15 protein-coding genes and 1 pseudogene are annotated in these 19,042 nt (G+C 63.1%); 7 read left to right on the top strand and 9 right to left on the bottom strand.

Annotated elements, in window-relative coordinates:
- Positions 1-66 precede the first annotated feature (66 nt).
- From C3F42_RS00775 to C3F42_RS00765, 3 genes are all read right to left on the bottom strand, one after another.
- Complete coding sequence (locus tag C3F42_RS00775; RefSeq protein WP_023629951.1) at positions 67-414, bottom strand: hypothetical protein; 348 nt, start codon at positions 412-414, stop codon at positions 67-69.
- Between the two features lie 122 nt (positions 415-536).
- Complete coding sequence (locus C3F42_RS00770; protein WP_094009990.1) at positions 537-1,085, bottom strand: GNAT family N-acetyltransferase; 549 nt, start codon at positions 1,083-1,085, stop codon at positions 537-539.
- A 142-nt stretch (positions 1,086-1,227) separates the two neighbouring features.
- A complete protein-coding gene (locus C3F42_RS00765) occupies positions 1,228-1,605 on the bottom strand; it encodes a hypothetical protein (protein WP_094009991.1) in 378 nt (125 codons plus the stop codon).
- A gap of 684 nt (positions 1,606-2,289) precedes the next feature.
- On the opposite strand from C3F42_RS00765, the gene C3F42_RS00760 reads away from it, so the two are divergent.
- Positions 2,290-2,496 (top strand): DUF6434 domain-containing protein, encoded by a 207-nt coding sequence (locus C3F42_RS00760; protein WP_094009992.1) that lies wholly within the window; start codon positions 2,290-2,292, stop codon positions 2,494-2,496.
- 71 nt (positions 2,497-2,567) lie between these two features.
- Here the strand turns inward: C3F42_RS00760 and blaOXA are convergent, their stop codons facing one another.
- Together blaOXA and C3F42_RS00750 are read right to left on the bottom strand one after the other, a co-directional pair.
- Entirely contained in the window at positions 2,568-3,386 is an 819-nt protein-coding gene (gene blaOXA, locus C3F42_RS00755) for a class D beta-lactamase (protein WP_094009993.1), read from the bottom strand.
- A 447-nt stretch (positions 3,387-3,833) separates the two neighbouring features.
- Positions 3,834-4,280: a hypothetical protein gene (locus tag C3F42_RS00750; protein ID WP_104443795.1), complete on the bottom strand. Its 447-nt coding sequence runs from the start codon at positions 4,278-4,280 to the stop codon at positions 3,834-3,836.
- Positions 4,281-4,535: 255 nt separating this feature from the next.
- Between C3F42_RS00750 and C3F42_RS30110 the strand changes: the two are divergent.
- From C3F42_RS30110 to C3F42_RS00730, 3 genes and pseudogenes are all read left to right on the top strand, one after another.
- Positions 4,536-4,956 (top strand): annotated as a pseudogene (locus C3F42_RS30110) (integrase).
- 32 nt (positions 4,957-4,988) lie between these two features.
- On the top strand, positions 4,989-6,575 hold the full coding sequence (locus C3F42_RS00735) for an ABC-F family ATPase (protein WP_023628643.1): 1,587 nt from the start codon (positions 4,989-4,991) through the stop codon (positions 6,573-6,575).
- A gap of 171 nt (positions 6,576-6,746) precedes the next feature.
- Positions 6,747-7,913 (top strand): MFS transporter, encoded by a 1,167-nt coding sequence (locus C3F42_RS00730; protein ID WP_094009995.1) that lies wholly within the window; start codon positions 6,747-6,749, stop codon positions 7,911-7,913.
- Here the strand turns inward: C3F42_RS00730 and C3F42_RS00725 are convergent.
- Both C3F42_RS00725 and C3F42_RS00720 read right to left on the bottom strand, forming a co-directional pair.
- Positions 7,872-8,921 (bottom strand): dienelactone hydrolase, encoded by a 1,050-nt coding sequence (locus C3F42_RS00725; RefSeq protein WP_094009996.1) that lies wholly within the window; start codon positions 8,919-8,921, stop codon positions 7,872-7,874. The genes C3F42_RS00730 and C3F42_RS00725 overlap by 42 nt on opposite strands.
- A gap of 148 nt (positions 8,922-9,069) precedes the next feature.
- The gene (locus C3F42_RS00720) at positions 9,070-9,681 is read right to left on the bottom strand and encodes an FMN-dependent NADH-azoreductase (protein WP_023631820.1); all 612 of its coding nucleotides are present in this window, start codon (positions 9,679-9,681) and stop codon (positions 9,070-9,072) included.
- Positions 9,682-9,814: 133 nt separating this feature from the next.
- On the opposite strand from C3F42_RS00720, the gene C3F42_RS00715 reads away from it, so the two are divergent.
- Positions 9,815-10,717 (top strand): LysR substrate-binding domain-containing protein, encoded by a 903-nt coding sequence (locus tag C3F42_RS00715; RefSeq protein WP_038706199.1) that lies wholly within the window; start codon positions 9,815-9,817, stop codon positions 10,715-10,717.
- On the top strand, positions 10,710-11,084 hold the full coding sequence (locus tag C3F42_RS00710) for an MmcQ/YjbR family DNA-binding protein (RefSeq protein WP_031317135.1): 375 nt from the start codon (positions 10,710-10,712) through the stop codon (positions 11,082-11,084). Before C3F42_RS00715 ends, C3F42_RS00710 begins: the two co-directional genes overlap by 8 nt.
- Positions 11,085-11,087: 3 nt before the next feature.
- On the opposite strand, the gene C3F42_RS00705 is transcribed toward C3F42_RS00710, so the two are convergent.
- On the bottom strand, positions 11,088-11,504 hold the full coding sequence (locus tag C3F42_RS00705) for a VOC family protein (protein WP_038706200.1): 417 nt from the start codon (positions 11,502-11,504) through the stop codon (positions 11,088-11,090).
- A 222-nt stretch (positions 11,505-11,726) separates the two neighbouring features.
- Here C3F42_RS00705 and C3F42_RS00700 point away from each other — a divergent pair, with 222 nt between their 5' ends.
- Positions 11,727-16,358, top strand: a complete 4,632-nt coding sequence (locus tag C3F42_RS00700; protein ID WP_104443794.1) for a dermonecrotic toxin domain-containing protein — start codon at positions 11,727-11,729, stop codon at positions 16,356-16,358.
- Between the two features lie 2 nt (positions 16,359-16,360).
- On the opposite strand, the gene C3F42_RS00695 is transcribed toward C3F42_RS00700, so the two are convergent.
- Positions 16,361-18,865 carry a UvrD-helicase domain-containing protein gene (locus C3F42_RS00695; protein WP_104443793.1) on the bottom strand — a complete coding sequence of 835 codons (2,505 nt, stop codon included), beginning with the start codon at positions 18,863-18,865 and terminating at the stop codon, positions 16,361-16,363.
- Positions 18,866-19,042 lie beyond the last annotated feature (177 nt).

Genomic DNA, 19,042 nt, shown 5'->3' with positions numbered 1-19,042 from the left:
CGAAGTGAAGTAGGACAAGAGCGTTTCGCGGGACGAGGCAAACGGCAGCGTCCCGCGAAGCGCCGATCATACCCTCGAACACATCAGCGCGGCATCGAGCAGGCGCCCCTTGTCATACCAGGCATCGCGTTGATAGGCGGAGTATTGTTGCCGCCCAGGGGAGCCCTGGACCTTCACCAGGCCGTCGGCCTTGTTCGGATCAAGGCTGGCGACAAACAGCTCGAGGGCGTCCTGGTTCTGCACGATAAAGGTCGTCGCGTTTGCGGGAAGCTCGGCCTTGACGCAGTTCAGGTAATCCGGCGGGGCTTTCGCGGTCACGCCGAAGGTGTTGTCGCGCCCGGCCCGGATATCGGGATCATGCGCGCAACCGGCCAGCAGCAGGCTGGCGGCCAATGCCATCATCAAGCGATTCATACAGACTCCAACCACCCCAGCAGGATGCCCTGGACAGAGTCACACAGCCACCACCCTTTTTAATAGTCTGCTTACGATCTACAAGCCTAGCCCCGGAGTGACGGGTGCGGTATGCCGGTTCGCTATATCGCCTGGGTGGGCCGGTCGATCCGGTAGAGCACGTGGGGTCGCAACGGATTGCCTTCAGGCACCGTCACGTCGAGGAAGTCCTCCTGCGGATCCGAACGCATGCCCAGCCTCTGCATCAATGCCCTGGAGGGTGTGTTGATGCTCGAGGTGTAACCGATGACCTGAAGCAACCCAAGGGTCGACCACGCGTAGGCCAGGCACGCGCTGGCCGCCTCGAATGCGTAGCCCTTGCGCCAGTGTTCACGCCCGAGGATCCAGCCGATTTCGACATGCGGGCCGCCCGGTATCTCGTCCCCGGTCGAGGACAAGCCAAGCCCGCCGATAAACGCGCCATCCTCCTTGCGCTCGACCGCGACAAAGCCGAAACCGTGCGTTTGCAGGTGCCGATCGCACTCGGCAAGCATCGTGCAGGTTTCAGCGGGCGTCAGTATTGCCGGGTAGTAGTAGCGCCTGACTTCGGGGTCGGCGTTGACGAGGGCAAAGGCTTCGATGTCCCGCTCTGCCCAAGGGCGCAGGACAAGACGAGGAGTCTCGATGAACATGGGTAAGGCGCAGCTCCCTTCTACCAGACATGACCGACATCGCCTTGCGATGCCAGTGAGGCATGGGAATCTAGCACATGCGCATGACCGCGGAACTCCGGCCCTCAATCGACCGGAGCCCGGACAGGTCAATCAATCGCGATCAAGGTTTGCCGAACACATAGAAGCTCAGGTTGGCCGAGCTCTTGCCCGCGGCGAACAAACCGCGCAGATTGTTCATCGAAACGCTGCGAATGTTGAAGGTCTCCTGGGTGGAGTAGCTGTCATCGATGCTGACGTACTGCAGGTTCTTGTCACTGCCACCGGAATAGTCCAGGCGAACCATGAAGGTGCCCGCGCCGACAGTGGTCCTGAGGATGAAGGATTTGTACTGCTGGATCTGCGCTTCGACGAAGTTAGCGCCGGCCCGCTCACCTTCCTTGCCCTTAACATCGCAACGACCGCTGCTCAGGTAGGTATAGCCTGGGGGTACCTGGACATCGGCGGCCAGTTCCTCTTTGAAAGCCTGTTGCTGTGTCATGACTCATGCTCCTTATGAGTAAGATTTACGTACAGCACTGGTGAGTCTACAAGCGCCCGGCAAGTCGGCGCTGCTGGCGGACAAGCGGAGCACGCGAACGAGCACGCAAACAAAAATAGCCCCCCGAACGAATGCAATCCTCACAGATGCCCGATCTCCCGCCCAGACGAATTCCCGAGCACTCTGTGCCCGGCCCCGATTCTGGGGACGTGTCCCCAAGCGTGGGATCAGGCACTGGCCTGTAAGAATACGAAAACCGCCACCACATCCAAGGCCAGCACGGCGGCCACCACGAAGCTCATGAAATAGAGGTCATCCTGGAACATGTCTGCACTCCCGCCTGGTGGGTTTGCTTGACTCAAGCAACTCCCATTCCAGCCTGCCCGCTTCAAGACCATGTCCATTGGTCAGACGTGGAGGGTCTATCGCGCAAAAAGGCGCTTACTGATCACTTACTCCGGCTCTACGCAAGGATGCCAATCGAGGTGTGCCCCGATGAGACGCATCCAGAAAATCGTCCAGCAGCGCCGTCGGCAGTTGCATGTACACCTGCCGCCCAGCGAATTGAATGCGTCGAGTTGTGACGATGGATCCAGAATTGCGAAACCGGCACGGCCGCCGCAAAAGCGCCAAACAATAAGTGATGCTAGGCTCCAGCGAACCTGGCCACCCAAGGTAGTGGAAATGAGCTTCGACTGGCACGCTGGACCTATCACCCGCACGACCCTGCTCGACAAGAACTACCGTAATACGCAGAAGGTCCGGCAGTTCCTGCTCGGTGAATGCGGCGCGGCGTTCAAGTTCGATCGGACCTTCATGGCCTGGATCAAGAGCGGAGCACCCTCCACCATGGGGGATGTCGCGGATGAATGGATGCGTACGCGCAGTTGACCGCCGGACGACTGTACTCCCCGGGGGATGTCTTTCAGACGAAAAAGGTCGCCCTGCGGTTTCAGTTTGGCTTAGTTTCTGTGCTCGGGCAGCGCCCCCATTGACTCCAGAACCTGCCTGCCTATCGCCTCTCTCTTGGGAGCATCGGCCATCCTCTTCGGGGTATCGATGTTCAGGGCAAAGATTACAGGGCCGTCAGGGAACTCAACCCAGCCTACCCACCATCCGATCTGGCCTCCCAGCCCGGTTTTCGCCCGCATGATCCAGTCTCGACCGGCACCCACGATAAGGACATCCTTTGTCAGCAACTGATGTTCCAACTTGAACGGCAGTTGGTTTCGATAAAGGCTTTCCAGGAAGTGGACTTGCTCCCGAGCCGAAACCTTGAGACCGCCATTGATCCAATAGTCGCGCTGTTTGACAGTAGGATCCGCATTGCCGTAGTGAATGAGGCTGAGATATCGCGCCGCTTCTCTCGAACCTATTTTTTCCGCAAATCCTCTATAAACCCAGACCGCTGAGTTTCTCATTGCCGATCTTAGATTCTGATCAGCATTGTGGGTAGGAATCTCATTTACCGTTCCGTCCCACTTGAAAACCTGAAACTCGTCCGAAACGGCGCCGGCATCAAGCGCAAAGAGGGTGTGGGGAATCTTGAATGTCGAGGCCGGTGTGAACCTAACATCAGAGCGATCCGGGTTATAAACATAGGTTACAGCCCCTCGCCCCCGCATATCTTTCACCACCATGGTTCCAACGGTGTCTTGCGCGTCGAAGAAATCTTTCCACTCTGGCTTTTCAACCAGGTCAGAGGAGGAAGCAGCGACTGCTGTCCCCATGCAGATGGAGAGCAGTGCAATCCCAGCTAGAGCTCCCATACGATTCAACATGCGGCTTCATTCCTCAAAACAGAAAATGAAACCACACAGCCATTGATTTATAAAGGTTTTTTAAAATATGGTCGCCCCGAGCTCCCTGAGTACCTTGTAAATCAGGCCACCTGTTCGGGCCTGATCGCAGGCCGACGCCAGCTCTCTATCCGTGTCGATAGACACACATCCAGCGACCGCTGCTACCTGATTTTCAATGCAGCATGAACACGGATCAAGGCTTGTAGCGCAGAGCCTAGATGTAGTTGTCGTATCTATTCAACAGAATGTTATCCATCTGACGGAGACTTAGAGGTCTTCCCAGATCGGCTTCGAACACATCCTTTGCGTTGAGATAGATGCGTACGTACTCAGGATAATTTTTCGCGGATCTGGAGGTGGTGAACGCAAATACCCATCCTTCCTCTTCCGCCACCCACTTCAGCGCAGTACGTGCTCGAGAATCCATCATTGGAAAGTGGTTAGGCCTGTGAAAGTGAAGGTACTTTGAAGCGAAGCTGCTGCAATCTCTCTGGGTGTACCGGTAATCGCGCTGCAGAGGAAAGCGTGCGCCTTGTGTACTTCTGTGGAGGTCGAGCGCGAAATGGTACCGTCTTGAGGAAGAAAATCCAGCACCTCCTCCAAGCCTGACTTGGAAATAGCATCTGCCAATCCATGGAAGAAGTCTGCAGACGACAAACGCTCGCCTTTGATGGTTCGACGTTCAGCGGAAGCTGCGAGGCTCCTGCCAATGATCAACGCCTTGGATGCAATCTGGTCTCGGTCAGTGTTGCTGGGGTTATCGCTCACGAATTGATACAGCATACGATTTGCAGGGATGAAGATTCCGCACCCTTCGTGCGTGCCAACAAAGCTATCGGTCAAGTATTCCCTGGATCTTGTTACAGTCAGCATGCGCGTCTCCTTGCGGGGAGTCATACGATACCGTACCTGCGTGATTGATCAATCCAAACCCACTCGCTCAACCGCCAAAGGCTCCAGACCCTTGAGCTGGTCCAGCGCGGCGAAGCGCTCGGCATCCAGCCTGCAATCGCGGAACAGCTTGCCGCGCACTGGTCCCGGCGCAGCCTCCTGGAGCGCACCGCAACGATCCAGCGAATCATCGCAGACCACCCGCCTGCAGACCGGACGAAGACAAAGTATCACCGGGTGGTGTTGCTGATTGACCGAGCGCTCAACGCCTTGAGACAGGCGCGGTGCTTGGCCAACTTGAGGCGAATGGCTTCTAAGTCGGCCTACCCTTTATGCCCATTTATGTTCCAGCCAAGCAAAGGTGGGCTGTGGATCAACGAGCCAAGTGTTACAATCCGCCGATTCAAATCAGCGCTCATGGCGCTGGATATCCGTGAGCGCCGGCAGTACGACACCCGCCACACCTACGCAACCCTGTGCCTGATGGCTGGGATGGACCTATGCGTTCATCGCGAACCAGCTCGGCCATGGCGTCGAGATGTTGCCCTCTACCTACGCGAAATGGATCAGCTCCTCCTCGGACTGGAGGGAGCTGGAGAAGCTGCTGCCCCGAGTCGAACTGGCCCAAGATTGGCCCAAGACTGATGACAGGGCCTAAATACACCTCTGGAACCCCCGCAGGACAAGCACTTGATTTCTACCGCCAATATCACCATGCAGTTCGGCTCCAAGCCCCTGTTCGAAAACGTCTCGGTCAAATTCAACAACGGCAACCGCTATGGCCTGATCGGCGCCAACGGTTGCGGCAAGTCGACCTTCATGAAGATCCTCGGCGGCGACCTTGAGCCGTCCGGCGGCCAGGTGATGCTCGAGCCCAACACCCGCCTGGGCAAGCTGCGCCAGGACCAGTTCGCCTATGAAGAATTCACCGTGATCGACACCGTGATCATGGGCCACGAGCAGCTGTGGAAGGTCAAGGCCGAGCGCGATCGCATCTACTCGCTGCCGGAAATGACCGAGGAAGACGGCATGGCCGTCGCCGAGCTGGAAACCGAGTTCGCCGAGATGGACGGCTACACCGCCGAATCCCGCGCCGGCGAACTGCTGCTGGGCCTGGGCATTCCCCTGGAACAGCACTTCGGCCCGATGAGCGAAGTGGCGCCAGGCTGGAAACTGCGCGTGCTGCTGGCCCAGGCGCTGTTCTCCGACCCGGACGTGCTGCTGCTCGACGAGCCGACCAACCACCTGGACATCAACACCATTCGCTGGCTGGAAACGATCCTCACGGCGCGTAACAGCACCATGATCATCATTTCCCACGACCGTCACTTCCTCAACAGCGTCTGCACCCACATGGCCGACCTGGACTACGGTGAACTGCGCCTGTTCCCGGGCAACTACGACGAATACATGACCGCGGCCACCCAGTCGCGCGAGCAACTGCTGTCGGACAACGCCAAGAAGAAAGCCCAGATCGCCGAGCTGCAGACCTTCGTCAGCCGCTTCTCGGCCAACGCCTCCAAGGCCAAGCAGGCCACCTCGCGCGCCAAGCAGATCGACAAGATCCAGCTGGCCGAGGTCAAGCCATCGAGCCGTGTCAGCCCGTTCATCCGCTTCGAGCAGACGAAAAAGCTGCACCGCCAGGCGGTGATCGTCGAGAAAATGGCCAAGGCCTTCGACGACAAGGTGCTGTTCAAGGACTTCAGCTTCACCATCGAAGCCGGCGAGCGCGTGGCGATCATCGGCCCAAACGGTATCGGCAAGACCACCCTGCTGCGCACCCTGGTCGGCGAGATGAAGCCGGACGCTGGCGCGGTGAAGTGGACCGACAGCGCCGAAGTGGGCTACTACGCCCAGGACCACGCCCACGATTTCGAGGACGACGTGACGCTGTTCGACTGGATGGGCCAGTGGACCAGCGGCGAGCAAGTGATCCGCGGCACCCTGGGGCGCATGCTGTTCTCCAACGACGAGATCCTCAAGTCGGTGAAGGTGATCTCCGGTGGTGAACAGGGCCGCATGCTGTTCGGCAAGCTGATCCTGCAAAAGCCCAACGTACTGGTGATGGACGAACCGACCAACCACCTGGACATGGAATCGATCGAGGCGCTGAACCTGGCGCTGGAAAACTACCCGGGCACCCTGCTGTTCGTCAGCCACGACCGTGAATTCGTGTCGTCGCTGGCCACCCGCATCATCGAGCTGACGCCCGAGGGCGTGGTGGACTTCAGCGGCACCTATGACGACTACCTGCGCAGCCAGGGTGTGGTGGTCTGATCCAGCTCTGAGTCATCTACATCGCGGGGCAAGCCCGCTCCTGCAATGCCTTCGCGGCATTCGCAGGAGCGGGCTTGCCCCGCGCTGCGTTTAATTAGTTAGCCTGCTTTCTTTTCCCTCGCGCCGCAGCCATGATGGGCACAGCCCCACCGCCCGCCCGCGAACGAGCCCATGACAGCCCCTCACGCTTCCAGTGTCACCCTGCAGATCCTCTCGATCGTCTTCTACACCTTCATCGCCTTCCTCTGCATCGGCCTGCCGATCGCGGTGCTGCCTGGCCATGTGCACGATCAACTGGGCTTCGGCGCGGTGATCGCCGGCCTGACCATCGGCCTGCAGTACCTGTCCACCCTGCTCAGCCGGCCTTTTGCAGGGCGGGTAGCGGACACCCTAGGCGGCAAGCGCGCCATCCGCTATGGCCTGTACGGCATCGCCGGTTGCGGCGTGCTGACCCTGCTTTCAGCCTGGACCCTCGCCCTGCCCTGGCTGAGCCTGGCGCTGCTGTTGGGCGGCCGACTGCTGCTGGGGATCGCCCAGGGGCTGATCGGCGTCGCGACCTTGAGCTGGGGGATCGGCCAGGTGGGGCCGGAACATACCGCCCGGGTCATTTCCTGGAACGGCATCGCCTCCTATGGCGCCATCGCGGTAGGAGCGCCGGCCGGCGTGCTGCTGGTGGAAAGCCTGAGCTTCGCCGTGCTCGGCCCGGCGCTGTTGCTGCTGGCGCTATCGGCCCTGCTGGTGCTGCGCACGCGCCCCGAGGTCGTGGTAGCCGGCGGGGAACGGTTGCCGTTCTGGTCGGCGTTCGGGCGGGTGGCGCCTTGCGGCCTGGGGCTGACCCTGGCATCGATCGGCTACGGCACCCTGACCACCTTCGTCACCCTGTACTATCTGGAGCGCGGCTGGGTCGGCGCAGCCTGGTGCCTGAGCGCCTTCGGCCTGTGCTTCATCCTGTCGCGGCTGCTGTTCGTCAACGCGGTCAACCGCTTCGGCGGCTACAACGTGGCCATCGCCTGCATGGCCACCGAGGTCCTGGGCTTGACCATGCTGTGGCTGGCGCCCTCGCCGCTGTGGGCGATGCTCGGCGCCGGGCTGACTGGCTTCGGCCTGTCGCTGGTGTACCCGGCCCTGGGAGTCGAGGCAATCCGCCAGGTACCCAGCAGCAGCCGTGGCGCCGGGCTGGGCGCCTACGCGGTGTTCTTCGACCTGGCGCTGGCCGTCGCCGGCCCGGTGATGGGCGCGGTGGCAGTACACCTGGGGTATGCCTCGATCTTCGCCGTCGCCGCCCTGCTCGCCCTGTCAGGGGTGGGCCTGACCCTGTTGCTGGCCCGCCGCGGCTGAACGTTCGGCGGGCTCCGGTGCGCCCAGTGCCTGGCTGAAGAAGGCGGTAGTCTCGCTGCGCAGCGAGCGATGGATATGTCGACGGTCGACACCCTCGGCGTCCTTGCACAGTACCGGCATGCGCAGGTGTTGCTCGTCGTCGCAGGGGGCCATGAACACGAAGTGCCCGGCACCGGCCAGCAGGCGGTAGTCAGGTGTTACCGGCAGCTTGCGCGCCAGGGCATCAGCGTTGTGCTCCAGGGCCAGTAATTGGTCGTTGTCGCCGCTGTAGATCAGCGCCGGCACCTGCACACCGGCCAGGGCGTGGCGACCGAACATCAGGCTCAGCGGCGCCATCAGCATCACCGCGCCCACCCTGGCGTCGGCGCGGGGCGCCAGTTCACTGTGGTCGGCGATCAGCACGCCATGGGTCTTGCAGGCGTCGGCGTCACCTGGGCGTTGCTCGCAGTAGCGGCGCAGGCGTTCAAGGTCGGGCCGCGCGCCAGAAAGTATCAGCGCGGTCTCGCCACCGGCGGAATAGCCAATCACCCCGACCTTGCCATCATTCAGGTACGGCGCGAGCAGTCTGTCGTTTCGCGCCGCTGTGATCGCGGCGCTGATCTGCAGCGGCCGGCCATAGAGGTTGCTGAGGGTGCCCAGGCGGCTATGGTCGCGGTTGTTGTCGCCGGGATGGACCACCGCCACCACCACGAAGCCCTGTCGGGCCAGGCCGTTGGCCAGGTCATGCAGGGCCATCGGGCTGCCGGTGTTTCCATGGGAGATCACCAGCAGCGGGAACTGGCCCATGGCTACCGGTGCCTCTTCGGCGACACGGGTCTGGTAGCCCTCGATGCGTACCGGGCGCGCCTCGCCGCTGGAGGGGTAGAATGCCAGGGCATGCATGGGCTTTGCGTCCACCGGGTCGACCAGGGTCAGCCGGTGCAATCCGGCCACCCACGGCGCTGCATCGGCGCGGGCCAACAGGCCGCCCAGCAGGAATAGCGCCATCAGCAGGCTGCTTCGCTTCATCGCAGGGCGCTCCCAGGTTCAAGGCACTGCGCGGTACACGGGTATGGATGCCAGCATAGAACCCGGTGCGCTGGCGGCACATGAAAACTGGATGAAAAAAGCCGGCTGGCGCACGAGGCGACAGCCGGCTTTGAATCGGTGGCAACAATCAGGCAGCGGCGAACAGCTCACCTGCGATCTGCGCCTGGGCGGCATCAATGGCCTTGGCGCGGTGCTCAGGGCCATAGGCCAGGCCGTGGGCGCGGACGATTTCCAGGTCGGTGATGCCGATGAAGCCGAGGAACACCTTGAGGAAGTCCTCATGGCCGACACCGGTCGGCTGGCCCTGGTGCAGGCCTCCGGCGGTGGACACCAGGATCACTTTCTTGTCACCGCACAGGCCTTGCGGGCCGGCTTCGGTGTAGCGGAAGGTCTGGCCGGCCACCGCCACGCGGTCGATCCAGGCCTTGAGCTGGGTCGGCACGGTGAAGTTGTACATCGGCGCACCGATCACCACCGCGTCGGCGGCGAGGAACTCTGCCAGTGTTTCCGCACTGAGCTTGGCTTCATGAGCCTGTGCGGCATCGCGCATTTCCTCGGGGGTGCCGGCGGCCACGAGGGTGGCGGCGGAGAAGTGGCTGATGGCATCGTTGGCCAAGTCACGGTAGACCACCTCGATGCTCGGGTCGGCGGCCTTCCAGGCCTCGACCACTTCGCGGCTCAGCTGGCGGGAGGCGGAATTGTCGCCCAGGATGCTCGAATCGATATGCAACAGTTTCATGGGACTCTCCTGTGAATGAAGACCGCGGCGGTGGGCGATCACGATGTAGAGAATCCTATCGGCACATCGAATAGCTGATAAGTCGGCAAAAACGCGTTAGTTTGTTCCACTGATGGAACAATGAGACTATCAAATGCAAGACCTCAACGATCTCTTCTACTTCGCCCGGGTGGTCGAAGCCGGTGGCTTCGCTGCTGCCGGGCGCCAGCTGGGCATTCCCAAGTCGCGCCTGTCGCGGCGCATCGCCGAGCTGGAAGAGCGTCTTGGCACGCGTCTGCTGCAGCGCACCACCCGGCAACTCAAGCTGACCGCCGTGGGCGAGCGTTACCTGAACCATTGCCAGGCCATGCTGCTGGAGGCGGAGATGGCCGATGAAGTGGTGGCCAGCATGTCCAGCGAGCCCCGCGGCCGGCTGCGCGTCTCGTGCCCCGTGGCCCTGGCCCATGCATTCCTGCCAGATATCATCAGCCGCTTCCTCGCCCAGTACCCCTTGGTGCAACTGGACATGGTGCTGCTCAACCGCCGGGTCGACCTGATCTCCGAAGGCATCGACGTGGCCCTGCGCGTGCGCGACCTGGGCGATGAGGACCCAGCCTTGGTCACCCGACGCCTGCGCCAGGCGCAGATGCAACTGGTGGCCGCACCAGGGTTTGCCGACCATATCCGCGAGCCTGCACAACTGGCGACCCTGCCGGTGCTGGGCGCTGCCGAGGCTGACCGGCTGGTGCATTTTCGCCTGCATGGCCCCAACGGGCGGCAGGAGGAAGTCGCCCTGGAGCCGCGCCTGGCCATCGACGACTTCGTCGTGCGCAATGCCGCGGTACGCGCCGGCCTGGGCTTTACCGCCCTGCCGTCGATGTTCTGCGAGGAGGAACTGGCCCGTGGCGAACTGGTGCGCCTGCTGCCAGACTGGTCGCTGCCTGGCGGCTACCTGCAGGCGGTCTATCCGCATCGGCGCGGCCTGCTTCCAGCAGTACGCGCATGGATCGATCACCTGGCAACCTCGTTCGAGGCCTGTGGAGAGCGTTATGTCTGAGAAAAGGATGACCGAGGAGCAAGTGGCGGCGCTGTGCCTGGCCCTGCCGGGCGCTCAGGAAGACTACAAGTGGGGTGGCATCCGTGTGTTCTCGGTGGCCGGCAACAAGATGTTCGCCGTGCAGGACCTGGGCGGCGCGGGCCTGTCGTTCAAGGTGGCCGACGAGCTGTTCCTGGGTTATTGCGACCGCCCCGGAATCCGCCCGGCCCCGTACCTGGCACGGGCAAAGTGGATCAGCATGCTGCCGCCCTATCCCATGGGCCGCGACGAGCTGAGCGACCTGCTGCGCCGCTCGCACCAACTGGTGGTGCGACGCTTGCCCAGGCGCCAGCAGGTTGGGTTACTGCTGGGGACGGCGGACGCCTAGGCTTCAACCCGGTAATGGCGGCCCTTTGAGCTCGATCCGGTTGCCGTCCGGGTCGAAGCAGTACAGCGACATGCCCTCACCTTCGGCTCCGTAACGCTTCTCGGCAGCCTCCACCCTGACACCGGCCTCGTGCAACAGCGCGCTCAGCGCCTGTTCCTCGAACGGCTCGATGCGCAGGCAGACATGATCGACATTATGCCCACACTGGCCGGGCGCCTCGCCGCCCTGGCGCCCCAGCGGGCCGTCGACCGCCACCAGGTCGATCAGGCCGTCACCGGCGCCAAGGTGGATCATCCCCAGTGTGTCCCGACGCTTGCGCACCGGGCAGCCGAGCAGCTCGTGATAGAAAGCCAGGCTGCGGGTCAGGTCGCTGACGCGCAGGACGACATGGTCGATGCGTAGTATGGCGAAAGCTGGCATGGCGAAGCTCCACGATCAGGCTTTGCCTAGACCATAGCAGCCGACCTGCGAAGACACCCTAGGCCATTGGCGTCAATGACCGACGGTGGGTACAGCACAGCCTTTGTGGGGCAAAAGACCGTGGGCGTGTCAGCCATTGCCCTGGTGGCAGCAGCAATCATGTACCGCTCCAGGCGCCGCTAACTGCCCTTGAATGGCCGCTCCCACTTTTGGAATGCGACCATGCACCACAGCGAACCGCCCTACCACCAGGAACAGATCCTGCGCAGCCTGCCGGGCTGGACCAGGCACCTGCACCCCCACCACGTCAGCAGACTGCTGCGGCGCGCCCACCGCGAGCATATCCAGCAAGACGGGCAGCCAGCCCCCTGGTTCGCCCAGGCCCCGGCCGCCCGCCAGGCCGAGTTGCGCCAGGCCATCAAGCAGCGCGCGACGAGCCACTTGGCTCTGGCCAAGGCACTGCAAGACTTGCGCGGTATCACCGAGTTCTGCGAGCCGCTGCTGCAGGCACGACTGGGCAGTCAGGTGGCGCTGACACAGGCCCGGTTCAGGCATCAGCCGTTCACGTCGAGCCTGGGTGGCGAATTCCCCGACCCGGACGCGTCCCATCATGCCCCAAGCACTCCGGCCACGATCGAGGAACCGGCGGGCACCGCCAGTCTCACCAGCCTGCTCGAAGCGGCCCTGCACAATTTCGAGGGCGTGGCCGAGGTCGGCCCTTACAGCAGCCTGCAAGTCAGTGCCGACGACAGCAGTGCTCTACCCGGCCTGAGCACTGCCGCGTTTGTCACCCATTGCCGTCTGCTCGACCTGGGCCGGCGCTACCAGGAGCACCTGCAGGATATCTACGGCGGTCAGCGTAGAACGCTGTTGTGCGCCCTGTGGAGTCAGGCCCGGTGCCATGAGCTCACCGTACAGGCGTTGATCGCACGGATGCGCGGACACCTGACCGACGACGGCCTCCAGGCCGTGCGACAGCTCAGTAGCACCGGTTCGATGCCGCGCTACCGAGGTGCACCGGCCAGGGTAGCGGTGTTGCGCATGCTCGATACCCAGTTGCACGATCTGTTGGTGTTGACATCGAGCGGCCAGTCCACGCCGTCGTGCATCGCCTACTTGCCTTTTGACCATGCGCGACCGGTGCAGGAGTTCGACAACCTGCTGGCCTTCGGCAGGTACTTGCGTCGTCGCTTGCTGGCGCCCGCCTATCGCGAACGCTTCCTGGAGCATGTTGCCCTTAAGGACCGCCCAGGCATGGCGAGCAAGCTCAGGGCCAGACTGTTCGGAGCCACTGCGAGCGGCATGCGCCCGCTGGAAACGCCGTCTCCCGCTTTCGCCGAAACCGAGCCAGGCCTACATCCCTGGCAAGGCCTGCCGGCCACCCCCTTGCTACAGCAGCAGGATCCGCCCGCTCCCATCCGCTTCCCCGCACTGGCGATCCATGAAGTCGCTGTCGGCTTCCCCGTATGGCCGAAGCTGTTCAATGACCACGTACACCGCCTGCGGGAGGACGCCCGCTGCATCGCGGTGCCAACGGAGGACGTCGATGCCAAGGCCCGGCGTGAGCGCCTGGCTTTGTGGCGCGAGCGTGGCCTGAATGTGCTCGGCGTGGCGGCCATGTTCGTTCCCGGACTGGATGTCGCCATGCTGGCCGTGGGCGCAGGCCAGGTCATGGCAAGTATTTTCCACGGCTTCGAAGCCTGGTCCGAAGGTGACAACGCGCAAGCGGTGAACCAGGTCGAGTCGCTTCTGATCAACCTGGGCAGCGTGACCGCCATCGCCGGTGTTACCAAGCTGGCCCAGGCCTGTGGGTTCGTCGATTGGATGCAAAGCCTGTGGCTGGAGGGCCAGGAACTGCTATGGCACCCTGAACTCGAGCATTACCGCAGCCCGGTGGAGTTACCGGCGGGCCTTGAGCCCGACGAGCAAGGCATCTTTCACCATGATGACCGGCATTTCGTCGACCTGGACGGTACGCTCCACGAAATCCGCCGCGGCCTCGAGGGACAATGGCGCGTTGTACACCCTGCCGACCCTCGCGCCTATCAGCCAGCGCTGTACGGCAATGGCAGCGGTGCCTGGCGCATGGCGCACGAGCGACCACAAGACTGGGAGCGGGCAAAACTGATGCGCCGGCTGGGACCGCTTGGCGACGGGCTGACCGACGAGGAGCTGATTGCGGCACTCGACAGCACCGGCCTGGAGCGCGGCGTGCTCGAGCAGATGCACGTCAACGGCCGGCGCGCCCCCGCGCTACTGGAGGACGCCTTGCGGCGACTCAAGGCCGACAGCCTCCATCAAGTCCCGGCCCCGCCGGGTTGCGCTGCGGCGCTGACGATCGGGCGCGTGTTCTCCGGACTGCCCATGCAAGCACTGGAAGAGCTGGTGGCCACCGCCAACGGCGCCGAACGGCAAGCCCTTCTCAGCGGGCGGGTCCCCCTGCGGTTGGCCGAAGAGGCGCGGCTGTTGCAAGCCCGGTGCCGGCTGGACAGGGCGATCCTGGGCTTGTATCGCCCCAGCCTGGCCAATGCCGACAGCCGGCTGATCAGCGACAGCCTGTTGGCCGCACACCCGCAATGGACGCCCGAACAGTGCTATCACGCAGCCCTGGCCAACCGCCCAGCGACCGCACGCATGCTCGGCCAGCAACCGTCACAACCGGGCTGGCACTCACCTTTGCGCCTGAGCGACGGGCGTTACGGCTATCCACTGAGCCCCGGTTTGTTCGCCACGCGGGCAGAGCGCGAGCTGCATGCCCTGTACCCGGGGCTCAACGGTCGCGAGGTGCGCCAGTTACTGGCCACCCTGCGCGTCCGCGCAGGTGTGGCCGAACAGATACAGGCGCTGCGCATCCAGCTGTCCTCGCTGCGCGAACAGCTGCACGCCTGGACCGACAGAGGCACCCAAGACTGGGGTGACGAAGTCGGTGCGGGCTACGCCAGGACCGCAGACCTGCTCGTGCGGGCCTGGCAACGTCTGGACGGCGACATGCTGAGTCTTTCCAATGTCGCCCTCGACGCCCTGCCGATACTCACGGCACGCTTCGACCATATCACCACGCTGTCGCTGGAGAATCTCAATGTGATCGAGATGCCGGCCGACTTCCTGCAGGCCTTCCCGGCACTCAGGCGCGTCGATGTGCGAAACAGCTCCCAGTTGAGCGCCAGCTCGGTGCTGCAGGCATTGCGACACGCCCCACGGTTGCAGGAGCTTCGCTTGAGTGGCACGCGCCTGGGCGCGCTGCCCGCCGTGGCCCATGAGGTACTCCCCACCTTGCAGGACCTGCGCATCCTGGAAATGCCACATCACCAGTTGACGCTCACCTTGCCTGACCTGCGGATGCTCACCGGACTGCCGCTGGAAACGCTGGACCTACGCGCCAATCGTATTGCGCTGGATGCCGACACAGCGGATTTATTCAGTTCGATGCGACCACTGCGCCACTTGCTCCTGAGCAACAACCCCCTCGCCACCAGTCCCAACCTGACCGGCCTGGACAACCTCGCGACCTTGCGCCTGGATAGCAGCCGACTGCGCCTGTGGCCTACTGGGTTGAGCAGCCTGATGCAGCGCAATCCTTGCATGCTGCGGGTGGTGGACCTGAGCAATAACGGCATCGAACAGGTACCGGGGCTGCCCGCCCTGTTGTCCTCTCCCTTCCTGGGTGAACTGTTGGCCAGGCGTGCGTCATACCGCTGGCGGTTCAACGACAACCCGTTGGACGAGACAACCCGCGAAAGCCTGCAGATTGCCGGCGCTTCGGTCGAACAACGTGTCGAGGGGATCGACGGCACCGTGTCACCATGCCGAATCGACTGGTTGCAAAGCGCCAGCCAGCAACAGCGGGCAATGTGGGCAGCGCTATTCGACGCAGACGAGCATGCCAGCCTGCGCCAAGTCGTCGAACAGGCGGGCCTGTCGGCCAGTGCCCATCGCCATCCCCGAGCATTTGCCCGCCAGGTATGGGCACTGCTCGAGCGCGCAAGCGCCAGTACTCGCCTTCGTGCACGCCTGGACGACGTGGCCGATGAGTTCCCGGTGAGCTGTGGCGATGCAGGCGCCGATGGTTTCGGCACCTTGCAGATCGAAGTGATGGCCTACGATGAGTCCGCAGGCGCGGAAGTCGCCACCCCACCACTGTTCCAGTTCTTCCGGCGCCTGTTCCGGCGTGACCAGGTGAACACCTTGGCCCAGGACCTGTTCAACGCCCGCGTAGCTCGGCGAGATGCCCTGCGCGCTCGGGATGCCTGGGCCACCCGGCCGCTGGCCGAGCGTGGCGCCAGGCCCGTGCTGCCAGCCCTGCATCGCTTTGACACCTTGTCCGACGACGTGCTGCACAATGGCGTCGGTGAAGGCCTGGACCTGATCGAGATACGCTTGGCCCTGCGTACCGGCCTGGCCAGGCGCCTGGACTTCCCCGAGCCCCAGCAGGCGATGTTGTACCGCCACACGGCCGAAATCTCGCCGTGGACCGAGGAAGCGGTGTTGGAGGAAGTCGACGCCCGGGACCGGGACGCCGAGGCTCGCCGCCAGTGGATCGCCCGGCAACCAAGTTGGCGACGCCTGCTGCGCCAGGAGAACAGAGCCCGGTTCGAGATGCTCAGAAAACGCTGGGACACCGGCATGGACTACCTTGAGGGCAACGACCTCGACGGCGCGCTCGAAGCACCGGTGATCGAAGCGCTGACCCAGGCCTTGGGTCGCAGCCCGCTGGGCGAGGATGGCCAGCCCCTGCGTGAACCCATCGCCAGCGAGGGTTACGTCGAGGGGATGAACCGCATGGCCCTGGGCCTTGAAGAGGAAGAAGATGCTCTCTACCTGCGCCTGACCCGCCGCCGCGACCCCAACAACTGAGCCTACTGGCCGCGCAGGTCTTCGAAAAAGGCCTCCTGCCCCAGGACTTGGCTCGACGCACGTGCCTGCCCGGCAGCCTCGCCGCTGGCTTTCTCCACGTGCCAATAGCATTGCCGGACCGCCCGCGTCACCGCCACGTAGGCCAGGCGCTGTACCTCTTCTTTCTGCGCCGTATCGAATGCCTGGGCGTCTGCTGGTTTGCCCAGGCCGGCCAGGCGATAGACCTGGTTCTTATAGGGCGAGCTGGTCAGGTATTGGCAATCGCCAAGCATGAACACCGTGTCAGCCTGTAGTCCCTTGGCACTGTGATAGGTCAACTGGCGCAGGCGGCGCTGGCTGGGCGGCAAGCTAGAATCTACTTTAGCTATTTGCGACAAATGCTTTTCAATCAATAACTTATCGCTTGTTTTTCGAAACAGCATTAGTACCGTTTCACCGCGCTGGTAATGCTCGATCACCGTTTCGGCCAGTGCGGCCTCGTCCCGGTCGAAGACCTTCACCGGCGACAGCGGCAGCTCGGCCGCCAGCCCACTGGCCCTGGCCTTCTTGCCGGTGATGGCCGAGGCGCCTTTGACCAGATGCTCGGCGGCCTCGATGATGTACTGCTGGCTGCGGTAGTTTTCCACCAGCATCACCCGCGTGTTGGCCGGTGACGGGAAGGCCTTGGTGAACTCCATGAAGTATTTCGGCGAGCTGCCGCGCCAGCCGTAGATCGACTGCCAGTCATCGCCCACGCACATCAGCGATGAATGTTGCGCCACCCGCCCGCTGTGCATGGCCGGCCCACGGCGACGGATTTCGGCGAGGCAGGCACGCAGCCAACTGACGATCTGCGGCGAGACGTCCTGGAACTCGTCGATCATCAGATGCGCCAATGGGCGTAGCAAGGGATCGGGGAGCAACCCGAGGTTCTCCGGATTGTTCTCGCCAAACAGGGCAAACATGCGGTTGTAGGTCATCACCGGCGGCGACTGCGCCAGCAGGTGTGCTTCCAGTGCTTTCCAGAACAGCGCGAGGGCCTCGAAGAATGCCGCGTCGCTGTCGCCGGACGGGAAGTTCATGGCGGCCACGGCGGTGTTGACGTCCAGGCCGAGGTTCTCAATGAAGCTGGCGGCGCTGACGAAGGCGTCGAGCAAGGGCGCCGGAGCCAGCTCGCCCTTCACCTTGTACTCGAAGCCCGGACCGGCCACGGCATCACCCGCCAAGGACGTCGCAAGTCGTTTTGCCGCCGCATAATTATCGAGCCATATCAATGGCTTATCGCAGAAAGCTTGAAATAGGGTGCGCTTTACCGCCCATTCCGCGCGCACCGCCAGCTTGGCGCCCGGCCGCTGGTACTGGGCGCTTTCAGACGGGTCGAAGCCCAATACCACCCAGGCGTCCAGCCCTTCCAGACGGCCATGGACATGAAAGCGGCTGCCGCGGATCTGCACCGTGTCCCGGCACGGCTCGATACCCTTGATTGGCCAGGCACCGGCGGTAAACCACAGGTCCTCGATCACATCGCACAATTCCTCGTCGCGCTGGGCGGCCAGCTGGGTTACCTGTACACGCTTCTGCACATCCGGGTGGTCCGGGTCCAGCGGCTTGAGCAGCAGCGCCTCCTGGCGCAACGCGCCGACCAGCTGGACGAAACGCGGGCTCTGGCCCAGCAGGTCGCTGTAGCACTGGTTGAGCTGCTGGCGTTGGGCATCGTTCAGGCGCAGGTCGAACGGGTTGCTGTCAGCGTTCGCCTCGCCGCCTGCGGGCATTTCGTTGCCCAGGGTCTCGAACGCCCGCACCTGGGCAAAACCCGGCAGGCTGCGCACCAACGGCAGGATGCGCGAATGGAATGTACGCACGAGCTCTCGCCCCTGGGCAGGCGACAATTCGAGCTGCCACAGGGCGAACACCTGCAGCAGGCGCTGGATGAAGTCACGGCGCGACTCGCGGGTGAAGGTCACCACGGTCAGGGCATCGAGCTCGAAGCCCAGGTAGTGGCGCAGCAGCAGGATGCGCAGCACCAAAGACGTCGACTTGCCGGCGCCGGCGCCGGCCACCACGCAGGTCGAGGGCGTGTCGCTGAAAATCAACTTCCATTGCGCCGCGCTCGGTTGTGCCTCGCCAGGCAACCGCTTGGCGACATCAGCCTTGAAGCGCCTTTTCAGCTCGGCGGTCACCGGCAGGCGCCAGTCGTCGAACAGGTTGTCATCACGTCCCGGCGTCGCAGCCTGGTCCGGGCGGGTATCGCGGATCACCAGGACCTGGCGCCCGGCCTCATAGCCATCGACCCGGCCTTGCTCGTAGCCCTCACGCAAGCCATCGGCATGGCCGTTGCGCTGCCCCGTGGCGTGGCCGAGGAACCAGGAGTCGCGATGCTGCGCCTGCAGGCGCGACAAACCGCGGCCCAACAGGCGCGCGACCAGGCGACGCAACCAGGGCAACTGGGCGGGAGGGGTCAGGTCGGCCGGGGCCCGGGGATGCTCGTGCGGCACGGTCACTCCGTTGAAAATCAGAACAGCCGGCATGTTCGCCTCATCCGCGCAAAAGTGCCAGCGAATGCTTATGGATCAGTGGATTAGGCGATGAAGCGCATGCAGAGTCGCAAACTAAATTATCGAATTTAACGATTGTATTTAGCCGATATTTACGCTTTTTATCGATATTTTAAACACGCATAATGACCTCATTCCACCGACTCATAG

Source organism: Pseudomonas sp. PONIH3 (assembly GCF_002934345.1).
Taxonomy (GTDB): domain Bacteria; phylum Pseudomonadota; class Gammaproteobacteria; order Pseudomonadales; family Pseudomonadaceae; genus Aquipseudomonas; species Aquipseudomonas soli.
The sequence above is the reverse complement of the archived record's forward strand: the minus strand, read 5'-3'. Positions and strand labels throughout refer to the sequence as shown.